This window comes from Polynucleobacter acidiphobus, from assembly GCF_003065385.1.
Classification (GTDB): domain Bacteria; phylum Pseudomonadota; class Gammaproteobacteria; order Burkholderiales; family Burkholderiaceae; genus Polynucleobacter; species Polynucleobacter acidiphobus.
This window is the reverse complement of record NZ_CP023277.1, coordinates 1,307,657-1,329,045: the sequence shown is the minus strand read 5'-3', so window position 1 is coordinate 1,329,045 and position 21,389 is coordinate 1,307,657. Positions and strand designations below refer to the sequence as shown.

The 21,389-nt window shown below is 49.3% G+C and carries 18 protein-coding genes and 2 tRNA genes; 11 read left to right on the top strand and 9 right to left on the bottom strand.

All coding sequences use genetic code 11. The features are described from left to right. Window position 1: 1 nt before the first annotated feature. Both AOC32_RS07045 and AOC32_RS07040 read right to left on the bottom strand, forming a co-directional pair. On the bottom strand, window positions 2-577 hold the full coding sequence (locus AOC32_RS07045) for a TRAP transporter small permease subunit (protein WP_108508785.1): 576 nt from the start codon (window positions 575-577) through the stop codon (window positions 2-4). 108 nt (window positions 578-685) lie between these two features. Next, complete coding sequence (locus tag AOC32_RS07040) at window positions 686-1,822, bottom strand: TRAP transporter substrate-binding protein (protein ID WP_108508784.1); 1,137 nt, start codon at window positions 1,820-1,822, stop codon at window positions 686-688. Window positions 1,823-2,056: 234 nt separating this feature from the next. On the opposite strand from AOC32_RS07040, the gene AOC32_RS07035 reads away from it, so the two are divergent. Further along, window positions 2,057-2,146 (top strand) — tRNA-Leu (locus tag AOC32_RS07035). A 1-nt stretch (window position 2,147) separates the two neighbouring features. Here the strand turns inward: AOC32_RS07035 and AOC32_RS07030 are convergent. Continuing rightward, window positions 2,148-2,906: a formylglycine-generating enzyme family protein gene (locus AOC32_RS07030; protein WP_108508783.1), complete on the bottom strand. Its 759-nt coding sequence runs from the start codon at window positions 2,904-2,906 to the stop codon at window positions 2,148-2,150. An 89-nt stretch (window positions 2,907-2,995) separates the two neighbouring features. On the opposite strand from AOC32_RS07030, the gene AOC32_RS07025 reads away from it, so the two are divergent. After that, window positions 2,996-3,592, top strand: a complete 597-nt coding sequence (locus tag AOC32_RS07025) for a phospholipase D family nuclease (protein ID WP_108508782.1) — start codon at window positions 2,996-2,998, stop codon at window positions 3,590-3,592. Here the strand turns inward: AOC32_RS07025 and AOC32_RS07020 are convergent. The 5 genes from AOC32_RS07020 to AOC32_RS07000 are packed head-to-tail and all read right to left on the bottom strand — an operon-like array spanning window position 3,589 to window position 7,763. After that, window positions 3,589-4,005, bottom strand: coding sequence for an ExbD/TolR family protein (locus AOC32_RS07020; RefSeq protein ID WP_108508781.1), 417 nt, complete (start codon window positions 4,003-4,005; stop codon window positions 3,589-3,591). The genes AOC32_RS07025 and AOC32_RS07020 overlap by 4 nt on opposite strands. A gap of 2 nt (window positions 4,006-4,007) precedes the next feature. Beyond that, window positions 4,008-4,700, bottom strand: coding sequence for a MotA/TolQ/ExbB proton channel family protein (locus AOC32_RS07015; RefSeq protein ID WP_108508780.1), 693 nt, complete (start codon window positions 4,698-4,700; stop codon window positions 4,008-4,010). A gap of 1 nt (window position 4,701) precedes the next feature. Beyond that, a complete protein-coding gene (locus tag AOC32_RS09905) occupies window positions 4,702-5,418 on the bottom strand; it encodes an energy transducer TonB (RefSeq protein ID WP_108508779.1) in 717 nt (238 codons plus the stop codon). Between the two features lie 2 nt (window positions 5,419-5,420). Then, window positions 5,421-6,218, bottom strand: a complete 798-nt coding sequence (gene murI / locus AOC32_RS07005; protein ID WP_108508778.1) for a glutamate racemase — start codon at window positions 6,216-6,218, stop codon at window positions 5,421-5,423. Window positions 6,219-6,239: 21 nt separating this feature from the next. After that, on the bottom strand, window positions 6,240-7,763 hold the full coding sequence (locus AOC32_RS07000; protein ID WP_108508777.1) for a fumarate hydratase: 1,524 nt from the start codon (window positions 7,761-7,763) through the stop codon (window positions 6,240-6,242). 149 nt (window positions 7,764-7,912) lie between these two features. Here AOC32_RS07000 and acs point away from each other — a divergent pair, with 149 nt between their 5' ends. The 9 genes from acs to nadB all read left to right on the top strand — a co-directional run bounded on the left by acs (window position 7,913) and on the right by nadB (window position 20,520). Further along, window positions 7,913-9,886, top strand: a complete 1,974-nt coding sequence (acs, locus tag AOC32_RS06995) for an acetate--CoA ligase (protein WP_108508776.1) — start codon at window positions 7,913-7,915, stop codon at window positions 9,884-9,886. 59 nt (window positions 9,887-9,945) lie between these two features. Beyond that, window positions 9,946-10,036 (top strand) — tRNA-Ser (locus AOC32_RS06990). Window positions 10,037-10,117: 81 nt separating this feature from the next. Then, complete coding sequence (locus AOC32_RS06985) at window positions 10,118-10,600, top strand: hypothetical protein (RefSeq protein WP_159074917.1); 483 nt, start codon at window positions 10,118-10,120, stop codon at window positions 10,598-10,600. Window positions 10,601-10,610: 10 nt separating this feature from the next. After that, on the top strand, window positions 10,611-13,016 hold the full coding sequence (locus AOC32_RS06980) for a DUF748 domain-containing protein (protein ID WP_108508774.1): 2,406 nt from the start codon (window positions 10,611-10,613) through the stop codon (window positions 13,014-13,016). Window positions 13,017-13,088: 72 nt separating this feature from the next. Then, on the top strand, window positions 13,089-13,787 hold the full coding sequence (locus AOC32_RS06975) for a sulfite exporter TauE/SafE family protein (protein WP_159074916.1): 699 nt from the start codon (window positions 13,089-13,091) through the stop codon (window positions 13,785-13,787). 16 nt (window positions 13,788-13,803) lie between these two features. Then, on the top strand, window positions 13,804-14,010 hold the full coding sequence (locus AOC32_RS06970) for a hypothetical protein (protein WP_108508772.1): 207 nt from the start codon (window positions 13,804-13,806) through the stop codon (window positions 14,008-14,010). Window positions 14,011-14,179: 169 nt separating this feature from the next. After that, the gene (locus AOC32_RS06965) at window positions 14,180-15,982 is read left to right on the top strand and encodes an NAD(P)H-dependent oxidoreductase subunit E (RefSeq protein WP_108508771.1); all 1,803 of its coding nucleotides are present in this window, start codon (window positions 14,180-14,182) and stop codon (window positions 15,980-15,982) included. Between the two features lie 24 nt (window positions 15,983-16,006). Continuing rightward, window positions 16,007-18,904 carry a formate dehydrogenase subunit alpha gene (gene fdhF, locus AOC32_RS06960; RefSeq protein ID WP_108508770.1) on the top strand — a complete coding sequence of 966 codons (2,898 nt, stop codon included), beginning with the start codon at window positions 16,007-16,009 and terminating at the stop codon, window positions 18,902-18,904. After that, window positions 18,901-20,520, top strand: a complete 1,620-nt coding sequence (nadB, locus tag AOC32_RS06955; protein ID WP_108508769.1) for an L-aspartate oxidase — start codon at window positions 18,901-18,903, stop codon at window positions 20,518-20,520. The genes fdhF and nadB overlap by 4 nt, the downstream gene beginning before the upstream one ends. Here the strand turns inward: nadB and nadC are convergent. Beyond that, window positions 20,513-21,379 (bottom strand): carboxylating nicotinate-nucleotide diphosphorylase, encoded by an 867-nt coding sequence (gene nadC / locus AOC32_RS06950; RefSeq protein WP_108508768.1) that lies wholly within the window; start codon window positions 21,377-21,379, stop codon window positions 20,513-20,515. The genes nadB and nadC overlap by 8 nt on opposite strands. Window positions 21,380-21,389: the final 10 nt, after the last annotated feature.

Genomic DNA, 21,389 nt, shown 5'->3' with positions numbered 1-21,389 from the left:
ATTATTCCTTGTCTTTGCCAACCATGGCTTTGAGGGCATCAACGTCAACTTCCTCAACGTCTTGTTCTCGTGAGGGCCAATCGCCTTTTTGGATACACACCACACAGCGCAGAATTTCAACGATGCCTTGTAATAAAAGAAATACGCCCGCAATCGGAATAATCGTTTTGAAAGGGTAGATGGGAGGACCGTCTGCAGTAATGGATGAGTGTTCCAAAATTCTCCAAGAATCAGCAGCAAAACCATAGCCAGCATAAGCTAGCGCAATCACGCCTGGAATAAAAAACACCACATACAAAATTAGATCAAAGATTGCTTGGGTACGAGGCTTTAAGAAGCCGTACAGAATATCGCCGCGCACGTGCCCATTCTTTGCAAGGGTATACGCACCAGCCATCATAAACATCGTGCCATAGAGCATCATTTGCGCATCAAAGGCCCATGCATGAGGACTATTTAGGACATAGCGTGAAAACACCTCAAAACCAATTAGCCCAGTCAGGCCGATCACCAACCATGAGAAGAGGTGACCTACAAATGTTGAAACTTTGTCCACGGTCAGAAATAGGTTTTGCATAACAATATCCTTGAACTGATATAAGAAATGGGATGGTTAGTTTCTAACCATCCCATTGGATTACTACAACCGGTATTTTATCAAGAAAACCGGCTAACTTCAGGTTGCTTAAACCTTCTTCGCAGGTTGAGTGAAGTAGTGGTCATAAGCCATGCGGCGCTGAACGTTAGTGTCCAGATCCCATTTCACAGCACGCTTAGCAAACGCACGCTGTGAGTCAACAATCTTCTTGAAGATTGGATTCTCGGCTGACTTCTTGGCAACCACCTCGTCAAATACTTTGAGCTGGGCACGCAATACCGAGTCAGGGGTCTTGTAGAACTTAACACCTTGCTTGGCTTGCATCTCTTCATAAGCAGAAGAGTAGCGATCTACAGCCTTCCAGGACATATCAGCAGAAGACGCTTCTACTGCATAGTCAAGGATATTACGCAGCTTCGCAGGCATGGCGTTGTACTTGGTGCCGTTAAAGAGGATCTCAAACTGCTCAGCATTCTGGTGGTAGCTTTGCAACATGCAAACTTTCGATACATCTGGGAAGCCCAATTGACGATCTGAGGAGGCATTGTTGAACTCAGCTGCATCCAAAAGGCCGCGATCCATTGCTGGAACGATCTCGCCACCAGGAAGAGCGTTTACTGAAACGCCCATTGCAGTGAACATATCAATCGAGATACCAACAGTACGGAACTTTAAGCCCTTCATATCTTCGAACTTCGAGATGGGCTTTTTGAACCAACCGAGAGGTTGGGTTGGCATTGGGCCATAGACATAGGACTTCACGTTGGCGCCAACGGTTTTATAGAGTTCCTCGAGCAACTGTTGGCCACCGCCGTATTTGTGCCAAGAGAGAAGCATGTTTGCGTCCATACCAAAAGAAGGACCTGATCCCCAGAGCGCTAGGGCTGAGTTCTTACCGTAGTGATAAACCACCACACCGTGACCACCATCTAAAGTACCTTTTGAAACGGCGTCTAACAGACCAAAAGCAGGAACCACTGCACCAGCAGGAAGAACTTCAATCTTGAGTTCGCCACCGGTCATATCATTCACTTTCTTCGCGAAGTCAAGTGCGTACTCGTGGAAGATATCCTTTGCGGGCCAAGTGGATTGGAAGCGCAAACTTTGTGGCGCTGCCTGACCCTTAGAAATCATTGGGAAGCTAAGAGCAGCTGCTCCAGCGCTACCGACTGCTGCACCTTTCAAAAATTTACGACGTGGTGCTTGTTTTTTGGTTTCGGACATTCATATCTCCTAGTTAATAACGATTGAATACTGCGTACAAAGCAGAAGGAAATTGTAGGATTATTAGAAAGAATCATATATGGGGTAAACCCTTTGTTTGCATGGCTTTATGGTTATTTTTAAAGGCTGTACGGTGAGGGTCCGTTCTCTGCTCGTGATACGATTCGATATGCGATTCATTGTTGCGACGCATCACCATGCGTAAACTATTTATTACAATATTGGATTGCGTTTGCCCGAGTGGTGAAATCGGTAGACACAGCAGATTTAAAATCTGCCGCTCATAAAAAGGGCGTGCCGGTTCGATTCCGGCCTCGGGCACCAATCATGGATTTCGGACGCAGCGAAATCCGATGTAGACCACCACTGTGTTTTCAGGCTTGGTCGCTACATTCCCCTCCATTTGTTGTTCTGGTCCGTACCACCACGATGCCCCGCGGGTAATGCGCTCACTGTTAACTTTGGTTGACGTCCATTCCCATACATTGCCGCCCATATCCGAGAGGCCATTGACGCCTGGCTGAGTCGTCCCAGCCGCCACATGACCATCGCCTCGGAGCAAACTTCCAGCTGGAGCCAAGCCTTTGTAGTTCCCACAGGCTGAACTTAGGCAATGGGAACCTTTGGGGGTACTACCGTTTGGGTAGGGGTAGCGTTGCCCCCGCTGAAAACCTGCCGGCGGGGATTTGCGTTGCTCTACGAATGCCGCCTCAACCCATTCTTTATCCGTTGGTAAACGTTTGCCAAAGAATTCGCAGATTGCTTGGGCCTCAAAGGCATTGAGGTGGACGGCCGGTTCATTATCACCCGCTGCCACGCCATAAGGCGTACGCCAAGTCCAGCCGGGTTTTTTCACAAAGCCTAATTCATAGGAGGTGCCACCGCCGGTTTTCTCCGCTGCACTTTGAAAACCAGTCGCAGCGGCATAGCGTTTGACCTCGCCAATCGTCATCTCATGCTGATCCCAAAGAATGCCGTGCACCTCAAGACTCGGGATGGTTGATTTCGCAGGCTGAGCGAGCACATGAAAACCAAAAGTCAGGAATGAAAATATGCAAATTTTGCTAATTGTGAGAATATTCATATAAGTTTGTTAATCTCAATCATGATGAACAAGCATTTTTGCTGAATTCCAAATCTTTTGCACAACGGAATTTTTGAGCAACCAAGCCCATGAAAAAACACATCCTCTTTCTTCTCAGTGCGCTTTTTCTAGTTCAATCCGTTTGGGCTAATCCGGAGCCGACTAAAAATACGCGAGAAACTGCAAAAGCGGATGCACCAATAACTGCCGAGGTATTAGCAGTCTTTTTTACTCCTCCGACGGGAGCTGCGCGTGGATTAATTCGGTATTTAGATGGTGCCAAGAAAAGTATTCAGGTGATGACCTACAGCTTTACCTATTTGGAGATTGCAGACGCGCTTGCTAGAGCAGCCAAACGCGGTGTGGAAGTGCAGGTGATTCAGGATGGGCCAACAGCAGCCAATAACTTTGATGTGATCCCGGTATTGCTTAAGGGAGGCGTATCAGTACGAGGCAATAAAGCCCACCGCATTTTTCATCACAAGGTGATGATTATTGATGGCGAGATTGTCGTGACCGGGAGTTATAACTTCACCAATAGTGCTGAGAAAAGCAATGCTGAGAACATGATTGTTTTGCGATCGACACCATTAGCGCAGCAGTATTACAAAAACTTTATCTCGCATTGGGAGCGCAGTTATCCAATTACCACGCCGCCTGAGCGTAAGACAGTCAAACCCAATTAATCAGGCTCGGTCACAAACCCTAATTTTGTTAAGCCCGCCCGACGTGATGCGGCAAGCACCTGAGCAACCGCATCGTAGCGTACCGATTTATCAGCCCGTAAGTTGATCTCGGGTTGCGGGTCTTTCTTAGCGGCTTTATCCGCATACGCGGTAAAGGTTGCCAAGTCGATGGGTGTGCTGTTCCAAAAGATTTGGCCTTTGCCATCAATGGTCAACTGAACCGACTCAGGCTTTACTTCATTGCGCACACTATTGGCTTTAGGTAGTTCGACCTTCACCGCTTGTTGAACGACCGGTAGGGTGATCATAAAAATAATGAGTAAAACCAACATGACATCCACCATGGGCGTCATGTTGATCTCGGCCATCATGCCGTCTTCTTGTTGATCGTTTGAGGGATTACTAAAGGACATGATTAATCTTTCTGGGCAACGCGCGCGCCAGTGACAAAGTAGGCCAAGAGATCGTTGGCAAAGCGATTGAGGTCGGCAACTACTAAGCGATTGGTACGATTAATGGTGTTGTAGCCAAGCACTGCCGGAATCGCAACGGCGAGACCAAAGGCGGTCATGATGAGTGCCTCACCAATCGGACCGGCGACTTGATCAATCTGAGCACTTCCAGAGCTGCTAATTGCAATGAGGGCGTGATAGATTCCCCAAACTGTGCCGAACAAACCGATGAATGGTGCGGTCGCGCCGGTGGATGCTAAAAAAGTTAAGCCTTTTTGTAACTGTGCCGTTGAGGTATCAACCCCATTTTTTAAACTGCGCGCCATCCACTCAGAGTAATTAAGAGTTTGAAAAAGTTCACGATGACTAGCACTTTGGTTTTGATGATGCGCCGAAGCTTCGTTGCCAGTCTTTGCAACCATAAAGAAAGGATTGATCGCATGATTACTCAAGCTATTAAGTCCCTCATCAAAGGAGCGGGCTCGCCAAAAGGAATCTAATTCACCCTTGAGGCGTTTGATATTACGTAATCCCCACAGACGACTGATCAAAATGACCCAGGTCGCGATCGACATAAACAAGAGTAGAAGAGCCACAAAGTGCGTGACGAAGTCACCTTGGGTCCAAAGATGGTGAAGGCCAAACGCGTTGTTCATATTAGGGGCTCTTTAGGTTGAATTTAATTAATAGATTGGTTGAGATTTTAGTGGGACTGCCATTAATGGTGTAGGGTTTAAATCGATAGCGCTTCCCAATTTCCATCGCGGCTCGATCAAGCCTAGGATAAGAGCTCGACTGTAATAAACGGGCCTCTTCCACCTCACCAGACTCACTAATAATGAGCCTGACCACCACTTCACCTTGCTCGCCCGCCCGTTTGGAGAATGAAGGGTAATACGGATCAGCGTCGGGCTGATAGACCACCACCAATTTGCCAATATCCGTTTGGATGGGGGTGCCACTGACACCGCCGCCTGAAGTGGGGGGTGCAACATTGGCTGTTTGGGAGCTATCGGCAGCCTTAGTGGGCGGGGTCTCTGCTGCGGCCGCTGCCTTTGGTGCGGGCGCTGGGCTTGGTGCGGGAGACTCGGTCTTCTCAAGTTTTTTGGGTTGCGGTTTGGGAGTCGGTTTGGGCGCCTCAACTGGAACCTTAGGGGCTGGGGGTGCGGCTGTCTTAGCGGGCGCTTGCGGCGCCTCTGGAGCCAGAAGATTTGCCATGACGCGCTCGTCATTTTGATAATCCGGCGGCTTGGGACTTAAACCAAACTGAAAGGGAATGATTAGTGACAAGTGCGCCAGAATCACCAGAGCAATGATGATGCGCTCATCCCGTGAGAAGGGAAGGTGCCAATGTGCGGGACTTGCAGAGGCCATGCTCAAATCATCAATGATTGTTGGTCGACGCTACGGGGTGACAAAGAAGTTTGTAATAAACGCTCTGCCATTGCGAGTAATGTATCTGCATTTGCAGTGCTCAGCAACTTTAATGACACGACCCCTGTTTCTTTAGCCAGGCCATTTTGTTCAAGCTGCCGACTCAACTGACGAACGACGGCATCGCTGGTGTCTACGATGGTGATGGCTGCACCAATGAGTTCCCTAATTTGGTTTTTCAGAAAAGGGTAATGCGTACAACCCAGAACTAAAGTGTCTGCTTGCGCCTCAACAATACCTTGCAGATGCTTTTGTAATAGAGTGCGCATCGCTGGAGAGTCAATTTGTCCATCCTCGATGAGCGGCACCAGGCCGGCACCCGATTGCTTAATAAAGCGACAGTGACTGGGTAATGTTGCTAAGAGCGCATTGAACTTATCGCTATTAAGCGTTGCCTCCGTAGCAAGCACCCCTACAACGCCATTTTGGGATTGCATCGCTGCTGGTTTAATACCGGGCTCGACACCAATGATGGGTATTTGAAGCTCAGAGCGGATTTGCGCAATCGCTTCTGCCGTTGCGGTATTGCATGCCACCACAATGGCATCGCAACCTTGATCAACCAGGTAGCGACACATCTGCAAACTGCGCTTGGCAATCCATGAGGCGGATTTTTCTCCGTAGGGCGCGTTGGCAGAATCGGCTAAGTAAATGTAATGATGCCGGGGTAATTGCTTGAGTGCCTCATCCAAAATGGATAAACCACCAACCCCAGAGTCAAATACACCGATCGTTGCCAAGGTTGCTTACCAGTCAGTCTATTAAGCGACGCTCACTGGAATCTTGCCAATTTTCATTTGCCATTCTTTGGGACCCGTTTCGTGCATGGAGATCCCTTGAGAGTCAACTGCCACAGTCACTGGCATATCGACTACATCGAATTCGTAAATGGCCTCCATACCTAAATCTTGGAATGCAACCACCTTCGCATGGGCAATCGCTTTAGATACTAAATAGGCTGCGCCGCCCACCGCCATGAGATATGCAGAGCGATGTTTTTTGATGGACTCGATCGCTACAGGACCGCGTTCTGCTTTACCAATCATTGCGATTAAGCCGGTTTGTCCTAGCATCGTCTCGGTAAATTTATCCATTCGAGTGGCAGTCGTTGGACCTGCTGGGCCGACCGCTTCACCACGCACGGGATCAACAGGTCCCACGTAATAAATCACGCGATTCTTAAAACTCACGGGTAATGGCTCGCCTTTGGCCAGCATGTCGGCAATCCGTTTGTGAGCCGCATCACGACCGGTGAGGATCTTGCCATTCAGTAATAGGGTCTGACCCGGTTTCCAGCTGGCCACTTCCTCGGGCGTTAGCGCATTGACATCGATTCGTTTGGATTGCTTGGTATCTGGTTGCCAAGCAACCGCAGGCCAGTCCTTGAGCGATGGAATATCAAAATGAGCTGGACCGCTACCGTCGAGATGAAAATGAACATGCCGTGTCGCCGCACAGTTCGGAATCATTGCCACTGGTAAGGAGGCGGCGTGCGTGGGATAGTCCATGATCTTCACATCGAGAACCGTTGCTAGACCTCCAAGTCCTTGAGCGCCGATCCCTAATTGATTGACCTTTTCATAGATCTCAAGACGTAACTCATCAATGCGATTCTTGGGGCCGCGAGCAATGAGCTCTTGAATATCAATGGGTGCCATCAACGACTCTTTAGCAAGCAAGGCTGCTTTCTCAGGTGTTCCACCAATTCCGATTCCGAGAATGCCGGGAGGGCACCAGCCAGCACCCATGGTGGGAACAGTTTTCATCACCCAATCAACAATGGAGTCGGATGGGTTGAGCATCACCATCTTCGCTTTGTTCTCCGAGCCGCCACCTTTGGCTGCGCAGATCACCTCAAGATCATCACCTGGCACGATCTCATAATGAATCACCGCAGGCGTGTTATCACCCGAGTTTTTGCGCTTGCCTGCTGGATCTAAGAGCACCGAACCGCGCAATGGATTATCAGGATTCATGTAAGCGCGCCGCACACCCTCATTGACCATGTCAGCAACACTCATGGTGGCGCCACTCCAGTTGATATTCATACCCACCTTCAGGAAGACCACTGCAATCCCGGTGTCCTGACAAATTGGTCGCTTACCCTCGGCACACATTTTGCTATTGGTCAAAATTTGAGCAATCGCATCTTTTGCTGCTGGGCCTTGTTCAAGCTCGTATGCACGCCCCATGGCTTGAATGAAATCCCGAGGGTGGTAGTAGGAAATAAACTGGAAAGCGTCCGCAATGCTTTGAATCAGGTCGTCTTGGCGTATCGTAGGCATAGGAATATTTCAAAAAGTGGAATGAAATGAGCATTTTAAGGGTTTGCCATAGGGCAAATCAGGACTTAATTCACTTATCGTCATATGAAACGATAGACCGATTGTTTGTTGTGTTGCCACTATAAGTTTTTAGAGAGGGTGTTATTCGTATGGAACCATTAATGCAAGAAAACCGGATTTTTAATCCACCCGCTGATTTTGTAAAAAACGCCGCCATTTCAGGAATGGACGCTTACAAAAAGTTATGCGCAGAAGCAGAGAAAGATTACGAGGGATTTTGGGGGCGCTTAGCCAAAGAGAATCTCTATTGGAAGCAAGTGTTCACGACGGTGCTCGATGAGTCGAAGGCGCCTTTTTATAAATGGTTTGAAGATGGCACAACCAATGCCTCATACAACTGCCTTGATCGTAATTTGCAAAATGGCAATGCGAACAAAACTGCCATCATTTTTGAGTCGGATGATGGCAAAGTAACTAACGTCACCTATCAAGAGCTGCATGATCGCGTTTGTCAATTAGCAAATGCCTTGCGCAAACGCGGGATTAAAAAGGGCGATCGCGTCATCATTTATATGCCGATGTCAGTCGAGGGAGTGATTGCCATGCAAGCCTGCGCCCGCATTGGCGCCACACACTCCGTGGTATTCGGAGGCTTCTCTGCCAAATCCTTGCAAGAGCGCATCATCGATGCCGGTGCAGTTGCCGTGATTACCGCTGATGAGCAAATGCGTGGCGGTAAGGCCTTGCCTCTAAAAACCATTGTGGATGAAGCGCTATCACTCGGTGGTTGCGAGAACATTAAAAACGTCATTATTTACAAGCGCACGGGCGGCAACATTCCGTTTAAGGCCGGCCTTGATTCATGGATGCACGAAGTAACTGCAGGCGAAGCAAAAACCTGTGATCCAGAGTGGGTGAGCGCTGAGCATCCCTTATTTATTTTGTACACCTCGGGCTCAACCGGCAAGCCAAAGGGTGTGCAACACTCGACTGGCGGTTATCTGCTGTGGGCCATCCTCACAATGAAGTGGACCTTTGATATTAAGCCAAGCGATGTTTTTTGGTGCACGGCCGATATTGGTTGGGTTACTGGCCACTCCTACATTGCGTATGGCCCATTAGCTGTCGGTGGTACACAAATCGTGTTTGAAGGTGTACCAACCTTCCCGAATGCTGGCCGTTTTTGGGAGATGATCCAAAAACACAAAGCCACGATTTTCTATACGGCACCCACCGCAATTCGCTCTTTGATCAAAGCATCGAATACGGATCCAAGTGTGCACCCCAAAAATTACGATCTCAGCTCATTACGTCTTTTGGGATCGGTGGGTGAGCCGATTAATCCAGAGGCTTGGATGTGGTACTACGAGAACATCGGTGGCTCACGTTGCCCAATTGCTGATACATTCTGGCAAACCGAAACCGGTGGTCACATGATTAGCCCATTGCCTGGTGCGACCCCTATGGTTCCGGGTTCTTGCACCTTACCGTTGCCTGGCATTATGGCTGCGATTGTGGATGAAACGGGTAACGATATGCCTAATGGTCAGGGCGGTATCTTGGTAGTAAAGCGTCCTTGGCCATCCATGATTCGGACGATTTGGGGTGATCCCGATCGCTTTGTGAAAGCGTATTTCCCAGATGAGTTCGGTCGCAAACTCTACTTGGCAGGTGATGGTGCGATTCGGAACAAAGATACCGGCTACTTCACCATTACTGGCCGCATCGATGACGTTTTGAACGTATCAGGTCATCGTATGGGCACTATGGAGATTGAATCAACTCTCGTTGCCAATCCGCTAGTCGCCGAGGCTGCTGTTGTAGGGCGCCCTGATGATATGACCGGTGAAGCAATTTGCGCTTTCGTGGTTCTGAAGGGTAAGCGACCCGAAGGGGAGGAGGCCAAGAAGATTGCCACCGAGTTACGTAATTGGGTGGGTAAAGAGATTGGTCCGATTGCGAAACCAAAGGATGTGCGCTTTGGTGATAACTTGCCAAAGACCCGTTCTGGAAAGATTATGCGCAGACTTTTGCGTGTGATTGCCAAGGGCGAGGACATCACACAGGATACCTCCACGCTTGAGAATCCAGCGATCTTGGAGCAATTAAAGAAGTCGCTGTAAGCGTCACAAAAGCAATAGAAATCATCCGCCACTCCTCGAACCGTATAATGGACGGTTTCGGAGAGGTGGATGAGCGGTTTAAGTCGCACGCCTGGAAAGCGTGTGTAGGTTAATAGCCTACCGCGGGTTCGAATCCCGCCCTCTCCGCCAAATAGCAATGAATCGCTTTAAATTGCGATCTACTCTTTAGCTTTCAGATCATTCAGTTAAATTATCTGTATGCAGCCTCATGTGAACAAAAACCGGCTTGGTGAAGAGATCAAAAAAATGCTGATCCTGTTCATCTATTTTTCAATCTGGTTCTGCGCGCTTGCATTTCTAAGTTTCTCGGTTGAGCGCTTGCAAGGATTTCCCTATATCCATATTGGCTTGGCTTTAGTGAAAGCATTGTTGTGTGCCAAGTTCATGCTCATGGGTCAGATGCTGTATCCCATCGAGAGTAAGCGTGATAAGCCCCTCATTGGGCAGATCCTGTCACGTTCGTTGGTTTATCTCGGCGTGGTCATTTTGCTCAGTGCGCTTGAATCCGGTATGGAGGGTTGGGTTCATCACCGAGGATTTATTAGCTCTTTAGCCAATTTCGGAAACGGTGACCCCATCCATATACTGGCACTGAGTTTGATCTATTGGTTAATTGTGTTGCCTTACCTCACATTTATGAGCTTGCAATCGGTTATCGGGTCGCCGGAGATGAAAAAGATTTTTTGGGGCTAGTTGCAAATTGATGCGATTGCCCAGTAATCGATCCCTTCGTATTTCTCTAATCTTCGGTGCGGTACTGGCAATTTTGGCCAGTGCTTTTTGGATCATTGGTAGCGCCTGGGCGCCTACTTGGATCAAAAAGCAAATTGAGGAATATAGCCAGCAACTAGGTTATTCGGTTCAGATTCAATCCATTAGCGTCAAACCCTTTCAATTAACTGCTCGGGTGGAGGGCCTTCGCCTTCAACAGATTCAGGGGAAGCAATTATTCGCATTAGATGCTGGCCTGATTCGTTTGCACTGGAGCAAATTAATAACCGGCGAGTTGGGGATTCGTGACCTGCAACTCACAAATCCATCCGTCTTGGTGGAGCGCCCAGATGGCGATGGAGCGAAGTGGAACTGGATGCAATTGATTGAGACGATCAATGCCCAAAAATCTCCATCGACGCCCACCAAATCAAAAGCAATCAAAGTATCCGTTGATCAATTCGGAATTCAAGGGGCGCGTCTTCAGTTTCGCGATGGGCAAACCAAGTTTGCCGATGACCTAGGGCCGTTTTCTCTAAATCTTAAGCAGCTCAGTAATTATCGACCAGCGTCCGATGAGCCAGGTGTGGAGGGCTTGTATGAGCTCGATTTGGGCAAAGTTGATGTGCTGATTCCATCGCTCAATAAGATGGTGGTGTTTGACAGGGTTCAGGCATCCGGAGGAATTAGCAGTCCAGAGCCCGATCAGCTTGCAGCCAAGCTAAACCTCAAACTTGATGCGGGCGTATTGGATTTCCTTTTTCATCTAGAGCCTAAACAAAATTTAATTAAGATTGATGTGGCCATCGATAACCTGTCTGTGACCCCAATCGTTACTTTGTTGCCAGCTAACAATCCTTTGCAGACCAACTCGGGTGTCATGGCTGGCAAATTGGAATATCAAACTCGCCAAGGGATATGGTCAGCCGTGGGTGAGTTAAGTCTCAAGAATATTGAAATCACCGAAGGTAAGCCACGGCAGCCCTTTATGAAATGGCGCCAAGCCGATCTCAAGCAAATCGATCTTCGTAAATTAGCGAGTGGCAAAACATCGCTCACAATTGATGAGATTCTGTTTGATCAACCCGACTTTAAGTACGACCTTGATGAGCAAGGGTTCTCCAACATTCGTCGAATGTTTTCTAAATCCGCCCCAAGCCCAGCTCCAGCTTCAGAGTCACCGAAAAGTGCAGCAGAAGCAAAGCCATCAAATTTTGAACTTGACATTAAGGCCATCAAATTACGAAATGGTATTGTGCATTTTGCGGATTTAGCCGTGGTTCCGCAGTTAGAAACGGATATTCGTAAACTCAATGGCTCCTTACTTGGCGTGAGTAATGTTCCAGGCCGCTATGCTGCAATTGCTCTGGATGGATTGATTGCGGATCGCGGCAGCTTCCGTGCAAAAGGGCAGGCCGCCTTTGAAGACCCGCGGCGTAATCATGATGTGTCATTTGAATTTAAGAACGTTCCCCTGAAAACTGCCAATGCGTATTTCATGAAATACGCTGGGTACGCCATTCAAGATGGACGTTTAGATCTCATGTTGAACTACAAGGCCAAAGACGCTGAACTGGTTGGTCAAAATCGTTTCGTTATTAAAAATATTGAACTCGGGGAAGAGGTACCTAATTTTCAGGGTCGGCGCTTACCCTTGCGCCTAGCGATTGCATTATTGGAAGACTCCGACAATGTGATTGATATTTCACTGGGGATCAAAGGGAATGTTGATTCTCCCGAGTTCTCCGCAACGGGTCTCGTTTGGCAAGCGATTCGTACCGTCCTCACCAATATTGTTACCGCACCGTTTCGGGCATTGGCATCCTTATTAGGCCTTCAAAGTGACACACCGATTCATGCGGTATTGGGTGAGAGTTCCTATCTACCAGTTGACCAAGAGAAACTCGATAAATTAGCAGGGGTCTTAGTAAAACGCCCCCATGCCACGATTGAGTTTGTTGGCGCCTATGATCCCAATGCCGATAAGGCAGCCTTAGCTAGGGCGCGTGCTGATCGCGCCATTTTGAACGCTGCTGGATTTAAATTGAGTCCTCAAGAACCTCTCCCTATCCCCAGTCTTTCGGACCCTCGGGTTCAATCTGGAGTGAAATCCGCGTATGGGCAACAAGTCGGCCGAATTAAATTAGCGCAGCGTTTGATTTCACTGCCTGACAATGAGGCGCGCTATCAGCAACTGCGCAATGAGCTAATCGAAAGTTATGCGGTAAGCGATGCCGAGCTATTGCAGTTGGCTAGCGCAAGAGCCAATCGCGCCAAAGAGTTAATGGTTGCACAGCAGCCCAATTTAGCCGAACGAATTACCATAGGAGCATCTAAGGCGGTCAGTGCCGATCAAGAGGGTATTCCACTGGGCGTATCCTTGGGCAGTAAAAAATAACACCAACAAAGTACATTTATTTTTGAGTTAATTAGCCCCGTCTCATTTATTGCCGCTTGCACAATCGTGCTGGTGGCGTACTTCATTTTTGGAGTGACCGGTTTTGGGTCATCGATTATTTCGGTACCGGTACTCGTTTTGTTCTTCCCTCTACAGGTTGTTGTGCCAATTATGGTGATACTCGATCTGTGTGCGGCATTCTATTTGGGCACAAAGTCCTTTGATGCAGCCGATAAGAAAGAGCTCATCTGGTTACTACCTTTCAGTTTTGTTGGCATGGTGATTGGTATCACCTTGCTCTTGAAGGCTCCACCAGAGCCCTTGTTGATAACCTTGGGCGCCTTTGCCGCATTTAATGGCTTGCGAGTTTTAACCAAGAAAAAATCGGCACCCATGCACACCATCTCGCAGTATTGGTCGATGCCTTTTGGGATCGCTGGTGGCATTTTTACAGCATTGTTTGCCACGGGCGGACCCATCTATGCATCGTATTTAGCGATGCGTTTTAACCAGCCCAACACCTTACGCGCAACTATGGCGTTTGCCATTCTGATCTTTGTATTTTTGCGCCTCATCTTTATGTTGGTAACAGGCCTGATATTGAACTGGGAGGTTTTGGGCCTCGCATTATTTTTGGTGCCCTGCATGGTGATTGGTCTTTGGGTTGGCTCAAAAACGCATCGACGCTTGAGTATTCATCATATGCAATTGGCCTATGGCAGCATTTTGTTATTTGCGGGATCAGTGCTGTTAGTTAAGCAACTGGTTTAGGTGATAGACTCAAACGATGACAACAAAAATGATGATTGCTGGATTGGCTCTCGCCAGCACTTTTGGCTTATCAGCCTGCGGCACGGTCCAGTCGGCTGCTCAAGCAGATTGCACCGCAGTGGGCTTGCGGGTAGGGACCCCCGACTTTGATGCGTGTTTTAAAGCCCGCGTCCGGGAAAGGGAAATGGATTACAGCAATACCTTTTTGCCCAGTTCCAATTAATCTAATCCGCAGAAACTAAGCTTCCTACCGAACCTAGGGTTAACCCTGATTCCGGAGATCTTGAGCCATATCAATTACTTAGATGGGTAGATCAATTACATTGATTTCAATCATTAAAAGCTCACGTAATACGATCTTTTAAATAACTATTTAGAGAGACTAAAACAGCATGAATCACCCTAAGCCCTCTAGCGAAATCAAGGCGGTTGCCATTGCAAGTGCAGATGACCTTCGTGAGCGAATTCGGCAAAAAAGTAAATTAAAAGGGCGACAGGCAGATGATGCATCCTTAGCCGAAGTTAAAAAACTGATCGGTGATGGTCCATATCGACGTGACCTGCTGATTGAGAACTTGCATCTTATTAATGATGCATACCGCGCCTTGCATGATCGTCACTTAGCCGCCCTTGCCAAGCTAATGAACTTGCCAATGGCCGAGGTGTATGAAGTTGCCACTTTCTATCATCACTTCGAAGTCGTGCGCGGCAATGATCCGGTTGCTGATATTACGGTGCGAGTATGCGATGGATTGTCATGCGAGTTAGCGGGTGCCAAACAGTTATTAGAGCGTTTGCCAACGATTCTGGGGAATGCCAAGACCAAGGTGATTGCAGCTCCATGCGTAGGTCGGTGTGAGCAAGCTCCAGTGGCAGTGGTGCATCAATACCCCGTATTATTTGCCGATGCAGAAAAGGTATCGAAGGCCGTTAAAAATCGTCAACTGACACATCCCAAGGCAAAGGATGATGCTCAATTTGAGCCCGCAGACTTTGCGCAGCACGCCGTGAGTCCTGAGCAAAAAGCCAATGAGGTATCTCCTGCTTATGTGGGTTACGAGGCCTATTGTGCAAAAGGTGGTTATGCCTTAGTCAACGAGTTTGATAGCGGTAAGCGCGAGGTTGAGTCCATTGTTAAGGCGATGGAAGATTCTGGTTTGCGCGGTCTTGGTGGTGCTGGATTCCCGGCTGGGCGTAAATGGCGGATCGTGAAGGATCAACCGGCACCTAAGCTCATGGCGGTCAATATTGACGAGGGTGAGCCTGGAACATTTAAAGACCGTACCTATTTGGAGCGCGACCCTCATCGCTTCCTTGAGGGAATGTTGATTGCTGCGCGCGTAGTTGGGATTGATGCTTGTTACATCTACTTGCGTGACGAGTATCACGGCTGCCGCGAGTTGCTTGATGCTGAGATTAAAAAACTTCAAGCGCATGCATCGTTCAAGTTGCCGCTGATTGAGTTACGCCGAGGAGCGGGTGCCTACATCTGCGGCGAAGAGTCCGCCATGATCGAGAGTATTGAGGGTAAGCGGGGCGAGCCTAGAATGCGTCCTCCTTACATTGCACAAGTTGGTTTATTTGGTCGACCCACGCTTGAGCATAATTTTGAGACCTTGTATTGGGTACGCGACATCATCGCACGTGGACCGCAATGGTTTAGTTCCTTTGGTCGCCATGATCGCAAAGGCTTGCGTAGCTTTAGTGTGAGTGGTCGAGTGAAATATCCGGGCGTCAAGCTTGCACCAGCTGGTATCACCATTCAGGAGCTGATTGATGAGTATTGCGGTGGTATGCAAGAAGGTCATACCTTCTATGGCTATTTGCCAGGTGGCGCCTCAGGCGGTATCTTGCCAGCGACCATGAATACCATTCCATTGGATTTTGATACTTTGCAGCCTTACGGGTGTTTTATTGGTTCTGCAGCTGTGATGGTATTTAGTCATCAAGACAAGGCACGCGATGCAGCGCTAAACGTGATGCGCTTTTTTGAGCACGAGAGTTGTGGTCAGTGCACCCCATGTCGGGTTGGAACCAGTAAAGCTGCGCAATTGATGCAAGCACGCACATGGGATCAGGCTACTTTGGAGGATCTATCCACGGTGATGGTTGATGCCTCTATTTGTGGTCTGGGGCAAGCAGCACCCAACCCCATTCGTTGCATCCATAAATATTTCCCCCACGAAATTGCATAACCGCTTAGATAGGGAGCTTAAGGCGTGAACGCACCAGTCAATCCGCAAGAACTAGCATTGCAAACCGTTGAGTTCAAACTCGATGGTAAGACGATCGTTGCCTATGATGGTGAGACCATCTTAAAAGCAGCCAAACGCCATGGAGTTGATATTCCCCATCTGTGCTTTAAGGATGGCTATCGCCCCGACGGTAATTGCCGAGCATGCGTGGTCGAGATCAATGGCGAGCGCACCTTGGCACCGAGTTGCTGCCGAGCGGCCACTGCCGGCATGGAAGTCAAAGCCAATAGTGAGCGCGCTCTCAAGAGTCAAAAATTAGTGCTCGAGATGTTGCTCTCTGACATGCCCGATGAAGGTTATAAATGGGTCGGTGATAGTGATGCTGAGCGTGAGCGTCAACAGCATGGGGAACTCAGTGAGTGGGCCAGTCGTCTTGATGTATCGGTTCGTCCTGAACTGAAGGCTTTGCGTCGTCATCAACCACCAGCTGACTTGTCGCATCCTGCGATGGCTGTTAATTTGGATGCTTGTATTCAGTGCAACCGTTGCGTTCGTGCTTGCCGTGAAGAGCAGGTGAACGATGTGATTGGTTACGCGATGCGTGGCGCACATAGCGAAATCGTCTTTGATTTGAACGATCCGATGGGTACCAGTACGTGCGTCGCTTGTGGCGAATGCATACAAGCCTGTCCAACCGGTGCTTTAATGCCCAAAACGCATATTGGTTCACAAGCCGTGGATCGTAAGGTGGATTCGGTATGTCCATTCTGCGGGGTGGGCTGTCAAATTACCTACAACGTGAAAGATGAAAAAATTGTGAGCGTGGATGGTCGTGATGGCCCTGCAAATCACAGTCGTCTGTGCGTGAAGGGCCGATTTGGCTTTGATTATGTGCACAACCCTCAACGCTTAACCAAGCCGTTGATTCGTAAACCTGGTGTAGCAAAGGACGAGCATTCGATTGAGTCTGCAGGTAAAAATCCTGAGGATTGGAGTGAAGTCTTCCGTGAAGCGACTTGGGAAGAGGCCTTGGATCTTGCAGCCGGTAAGTTAAAGGCCTTACGTGATCAACATGGCAAGAAGACTTTGGCAGGATTCGGTTCGGCTAAAGGTAGCAACGAAGAGGCCTACTTATTTCAGAAGCTGGTACGAACTGGCTTTGGTAGCAACAACGTCGACCATTGCACCCGCTTATGCCACGCATCGAGTGTTGCCGCCTTGCTCGAAGGTGTTGGTTCTGGGGCAGTGAGTAACCAGGTCAATGATATCGAGCACTCTGGCTTAATTCTGGTGATTGGTTCTAACCCAACCGCCAATCATCCAGTCGCAGCAACTTGGATGAAAAACGCCGCAAAGAATGGCACCAAGATTGTGTTGGCCGATCCACGCGTGACCGATATTGGTAAGCACGCTTGGCGCACCTTGCAATTTAAGCCTGATACTGATGTCGCCATGCTTAATGCCATGATCTATACGGTGATTGAAGAGGGCTTGTGCGATCAACACTTTATTGCGCAGCGTGCCTCTAACTTTGAAGCCCTTAAAGAGAACGTCAAGGGTTACAGCCCTGAGGCAATGGCACCCATTTGTGGCGTACCTGCCGCAACCTTACGCGAGGTAGCGCGCGAGTTTGCTAAATCCAAAGCCTCGATGATCTTGTGGGGCATGGGTGTGAGCCAACACGTGCATGGCACCGATAATGCCCGTTGCTTAATTGCATTGGTCAGTATTACCGGTCAAATTGGTAAGCCTGGCTCCGGTTTGCATCCACTGCGTGGTCAGAACAATGTCCAGGGCGCCAGTGACGCGGGATTGATCCCCATGATGTTCCCGAACTATCAGCGCGTTGATAACGCCCAGGCACATGAGTGGTTCGAGAAGTTTTGGAACACCCCCCTAGATAAAAAGCCTGGATATACCGTGGTTGAGATCATGCATAAGATCACAGCACCAGATTCGGATCCTGACAAGATTCGGGGGATGTACATCATGGGCGAGAACCCTGCCATGAGTGACCCCGATCTAAATCATGCGCGCCATGCTTTGGCATCGCTTGATCACCTGGTCGTGCAAGATATCTTTATGACCGAGACCGCGTGGTTAGCTGACGTTATCCTGCCAGCAAGCGCATGGCCTGAGAAAACCGGAACAGTTACCAACACCGACCGCATGGTCCAGTTGGGCAAGCGAGCTCTAAACCCACCCGGTGATGCAAAGCCTGATTTGTGGATTATTCAGGAGCTTGCTAAGCGCATTGGCTTGCAGTGGGGTTACCAAGGCGAGGAGTGCGGTGTTGCTGAGGTCTATGACGAGATGCGTCGCGCCATGCATGCCGTGATCAATGGCATTACCTGGGATCGCTTGCAGCGTGAGTCATGTGTTACTTATCCATGCTTAAGCGAGGACGATCCGGGTCAGCCCATCGTGTTTGACGAGAGCTTCCCAACCGCTGATGGCAAAGTAAAACTGGTGCCTGCCGATATTATTCCGGCCAATGAGCGACCTGATACGGAATATCCTTTTGTATTAATCACAGGCCGCCAGCTCGAGCATTGGCATACTGGTAGTATGACCCGACGCGCAGGGGTTCTGGATGCGATCGAGCCCATGGCGACCGCCTCGATGTGTGGTGAAGACATGGCAAAGTTGGGTTTAAACCCAGGGGATGTGATTACCGTGAAGTCCCGCAGGGGCGAGGTTGGGATTCATGTTCGCCGCGATGATGGCACCCCAAGTGGGGCTGTATTTATGCCGTTTGCTTATTACGAGGCAGCTGCTAATCTAATGACCAACCCCGCGCTGGATCCTTTTGGCAAGATTCCAGAGTTTAAGTATTGCGCTGTAGCAATTCACAAAGGCGGCAAGCCCGCACAGCACATTGGTTATGACCTAACGGTAAACGATGCTATGCTCATTCAATGAGCGTAGCGCATGACCATCATCATCCTGTATTAATCATTGGGGCCGGCTTAGCCGGCCTTACTGTTGCCCTTCACCTCGCAGATCGACAACCGGTGATCTTGATGGCCAAGCGCCGTCTGAGCGAAGCGGCAACTGCCTGGGCGCAAGGTGGGATTGTTGGGGTTCTCGATCAAGAGGACAGTATTGAATCGCACGTCGTCGATACTGTGAATGCCGGAGCAGGACTCGTTGTTGAATCCGTGGCGCGTTATGTTGCAGAGCAAAGTGCAGAGGCCATTCATTGGTTGGTTGAGCAAGGCGTACCCTTTACACCCGATCAGGCTGGCCCTGAAGGATTGCATTTAACCCGTGAGGGTGGGCATAGTCATCGACGCATTGCCCATGCCGCCGATGCAACGGGTAAGGCAATTCATGAGGTATTGCTGGATAAGGCCAAAGCACATCCCAATATCCGGATTCTTGAGAACTGGATTGCACTCGATCTCATCACCAATAAACATTTGCAAGTGCCCGCGAAGTACAAATCCAATCGCTGCTATGGGGCGTACGCACTCGATATTGAGAAGGGTCGGGTAGAAACAATCCTAGCCAAGGCTGTGGTGCTAGCAACCGGTGGGTTAGGGAAGGTCTATCGCTACACCAGTAATCCCGATACAGCCACTGGCGACGGAATTGCGATGGCATGGCGCGCAGGCTGCCGGATCGGCAATATGGAGTTCGTGCAATTTCATCCAACCTGTTTGTATCATCCCAGCGATCGCACCTTCCTGATTACCGAGGCGATACGTGGTGAGGGTGGAATCTTGAAGCTACCGAATGGCCATCGCTTCATGCCAGAGCATGATGAGCGCAAGGAACTTGCTCCACGTGATATTGTGGCGCGCGCAATCGACTTTGAGATGAAAAAACATGGCTTGGATTATGTGCATCTCGATGCAACGCATCTTGGTGAATCATTCATCCGCGAACACTTCCCCATGATTTACTCACGCTGTCTCGCCCTCGGAATTGACATTACCAAACAACCAATTCCGGTGGTACCCGCTGCGCATTACACCTGTGGGGGCGTCGTCACCGACCTTAAGGGGCGTACCGATTTAACCGGCCTATATGCGGTAGGTGAGGCTACCTACACTGGATTGCATGGCGCCAATCGCTTGGCCTCCAACTCATTATTGGAATGCGTCGTGATTGGTAAGGCTGCAGCAGCCGATATCCTAGAGCAGGGTGATGTTGAGCAACCCCCGGTGCGGCTGTGGGATGAAAGTAAAGTTGAAGACGCCGATGAGCAAGTCGTCATTGCGCATAACTGGGATGAGCTACGCTCCTTGATGTGGAACTACGTGGGCATTGTGCGAACTACCCGTAGACTCGAGCGCGCCTTGCACCGGATTGAGCTCTTACGTACTGAGGTCCAAGACTACTATGCTAACTTTCGAGTAAGCCGAGATTTAATTGAGTTACGCAACTTACTTGAGTGCGCTGAACTAGTGGTGCGCTCGGCTCTATTGCGTAAGGAGAGTCGAGGCTTGCACTTTAGTCGCGATTACCCAAAAACCTGGCCGGTTTCATATCCAACCATTCTGACCCCGATTCAAACCCAGCTATCTAGCTGATGCGATCAATGCGCATCGAGTAATCGATTGCCTGAATATCCTTCGTCAATTTGCCAATCGAGATTCGGTCGACACCCGTTGCCGCAATGGCACGGAGTTGATCTTGGGTAACACCACCAGATGCTTCTAGGAGAGCTCGGCCGCTGGTGAGCTTTACGGCCTCGCACATTTGATCGAGACTAAAGTTATCGAGCAAAATACTCTTGGCACCGTGATCGATCGCCTCTTGGAGTTCTGCAAGGCTTTCTACTTCAATTTGTACATCCACTCCTGCGTTGAGTTGATTGGCAGCAGCCAATACCGCAGTAATAGTCCCTGCTGCAGCAATGTGATTCTCTTTAATCAAGATGCCATCCCATAGGGCCATCCGTTGGTTCTGACCATGACCCACTCGAACCGCATATTTTTGGGCTTGTCGCAGCCCCGGGATCGTTTTGCGGGTATCCAAAATCGAGCATCCCTTGGGATTGGAGCTGGCACCCACAATCGCTTCAACATATCGCCGGGTCGTTGTTGCAGTTGCGGAGAGGGTCTGTAAGAAGTTCATGGCAGGGCGCTCAGCACTCAGAAGGGCGCGTGCATTTGCGGTAATTTCACAGACTAGACTATCGGGCGCCATCCAATCGCCCTCAGAAAACAACCAATTAACCCGCGCCTGTGAATCAAGCGACTGAATCACCGCATCAAACCATGCAGTTCCACACAGCACGGCCGGCTCTCGCACAATTAATCTGGCATGCGCAGTTTGATCACCAGGAACCAGATTAGCAGTCCAATCCCCGCGACCCAGATCTTCATAGAGGGCATCGCGCACATTACGAGCAATGGCCTGATCTAAGGATTCGTTATCGGAAAACATTCAAAAAGAC

Coding starts and splice junctions, on each gene's coding strand:
- AOC32_RS07045 (WP_108508785.1), bottom strand. CDS start 577: ATGCAAAACCTATTTCTGACCGTGGACAAAGTTTCAACATTTGTAGGT.
- AOC32_RS07040 (WP_108508784.1), bottom strand. CDS start 1,822: ATGTCCGAAACCAAAAAACAAGCACCACGTCGTAAATTTTTGAAAGGT.
- AOC32_RS07030 (WP_108508783.1), bottom strand. CDS start 2,906: ATGAATATTCTCACAATTAGCAAAATTTGCATATTTTCATTCCTGACT.
- AOC32_RS07025 (WP_108508782.1), top strand. CDS start 2,996: ATGAAAAAACACATCCTCTTTCTTCTCAGTGCGCTTTTTCTAGTTCAA.
- AOC32_RS07020 (WP_108508781.1), bottom strand. CDS start 4,005: ATGTCCTTTAGTAATCCCTCAAACGATCAACAAGAAGACGGCATGATG.
- AOC32_RS07015 (WP_108508780.1), bottom strand. CDS start 4,700: ATGAACAACGCGTTTGGCCTTCACCATCTTTGGACCCAAGGTGACTTC.
- AOC32_RS09905 (WP_108508779.1), bottom strand. CDS start 5,418: ATGGCCTCTGCAAGTCCCGCACATTGGCACCTTCCCTTCTCACGGGAT.
- AOC32_RS07000 (WP_108508777.1), bottom strand. CDS start 7,763: ATGCCTACGATACGCCAAGACGACCTGATTCAAAGCATTGCGGACGCT.
- acs (WP_108508776.1), top strand. CDS start 7,913: ATGGAACCATTAATGCAAGAAAACCGGATTTTTAATCCACCCGCTGAT.
- AOC32_RS06980 (WP_108508774.1), top strand. CDS start 10,611: ATGCGATTGCCCAGTAATCGATCCCTTCGTATTTCTCTAATCTTCGGT.
- AOC32_RS06970 (WP_108508772.1), top strand. CDS start 13,804: ATGACAACAAAAATGATGATTGCTGGATTGGCTCTCGCCAGCACTTTT.
- AOC32_RS06965 (WP_108508771.1), top strand. CDS start 14,180: ATGAATCACCCTAAGCCCTCTAGCGAAATCAAGGCGGTTGCCATTGCA.
- nadB (WP_108508769.1), top strand. CDS start 18,901: ATGAGCGTAGCGCATGACCATCATCATCCTGTATTAATCATTGGGGCC.
- nadC (WP_108508768.1), bottom strand. CDS start 21,379: ATGTTTTCCGATAACGAATCCTTAGATCAGGCCATTGCTCGTAATGTG.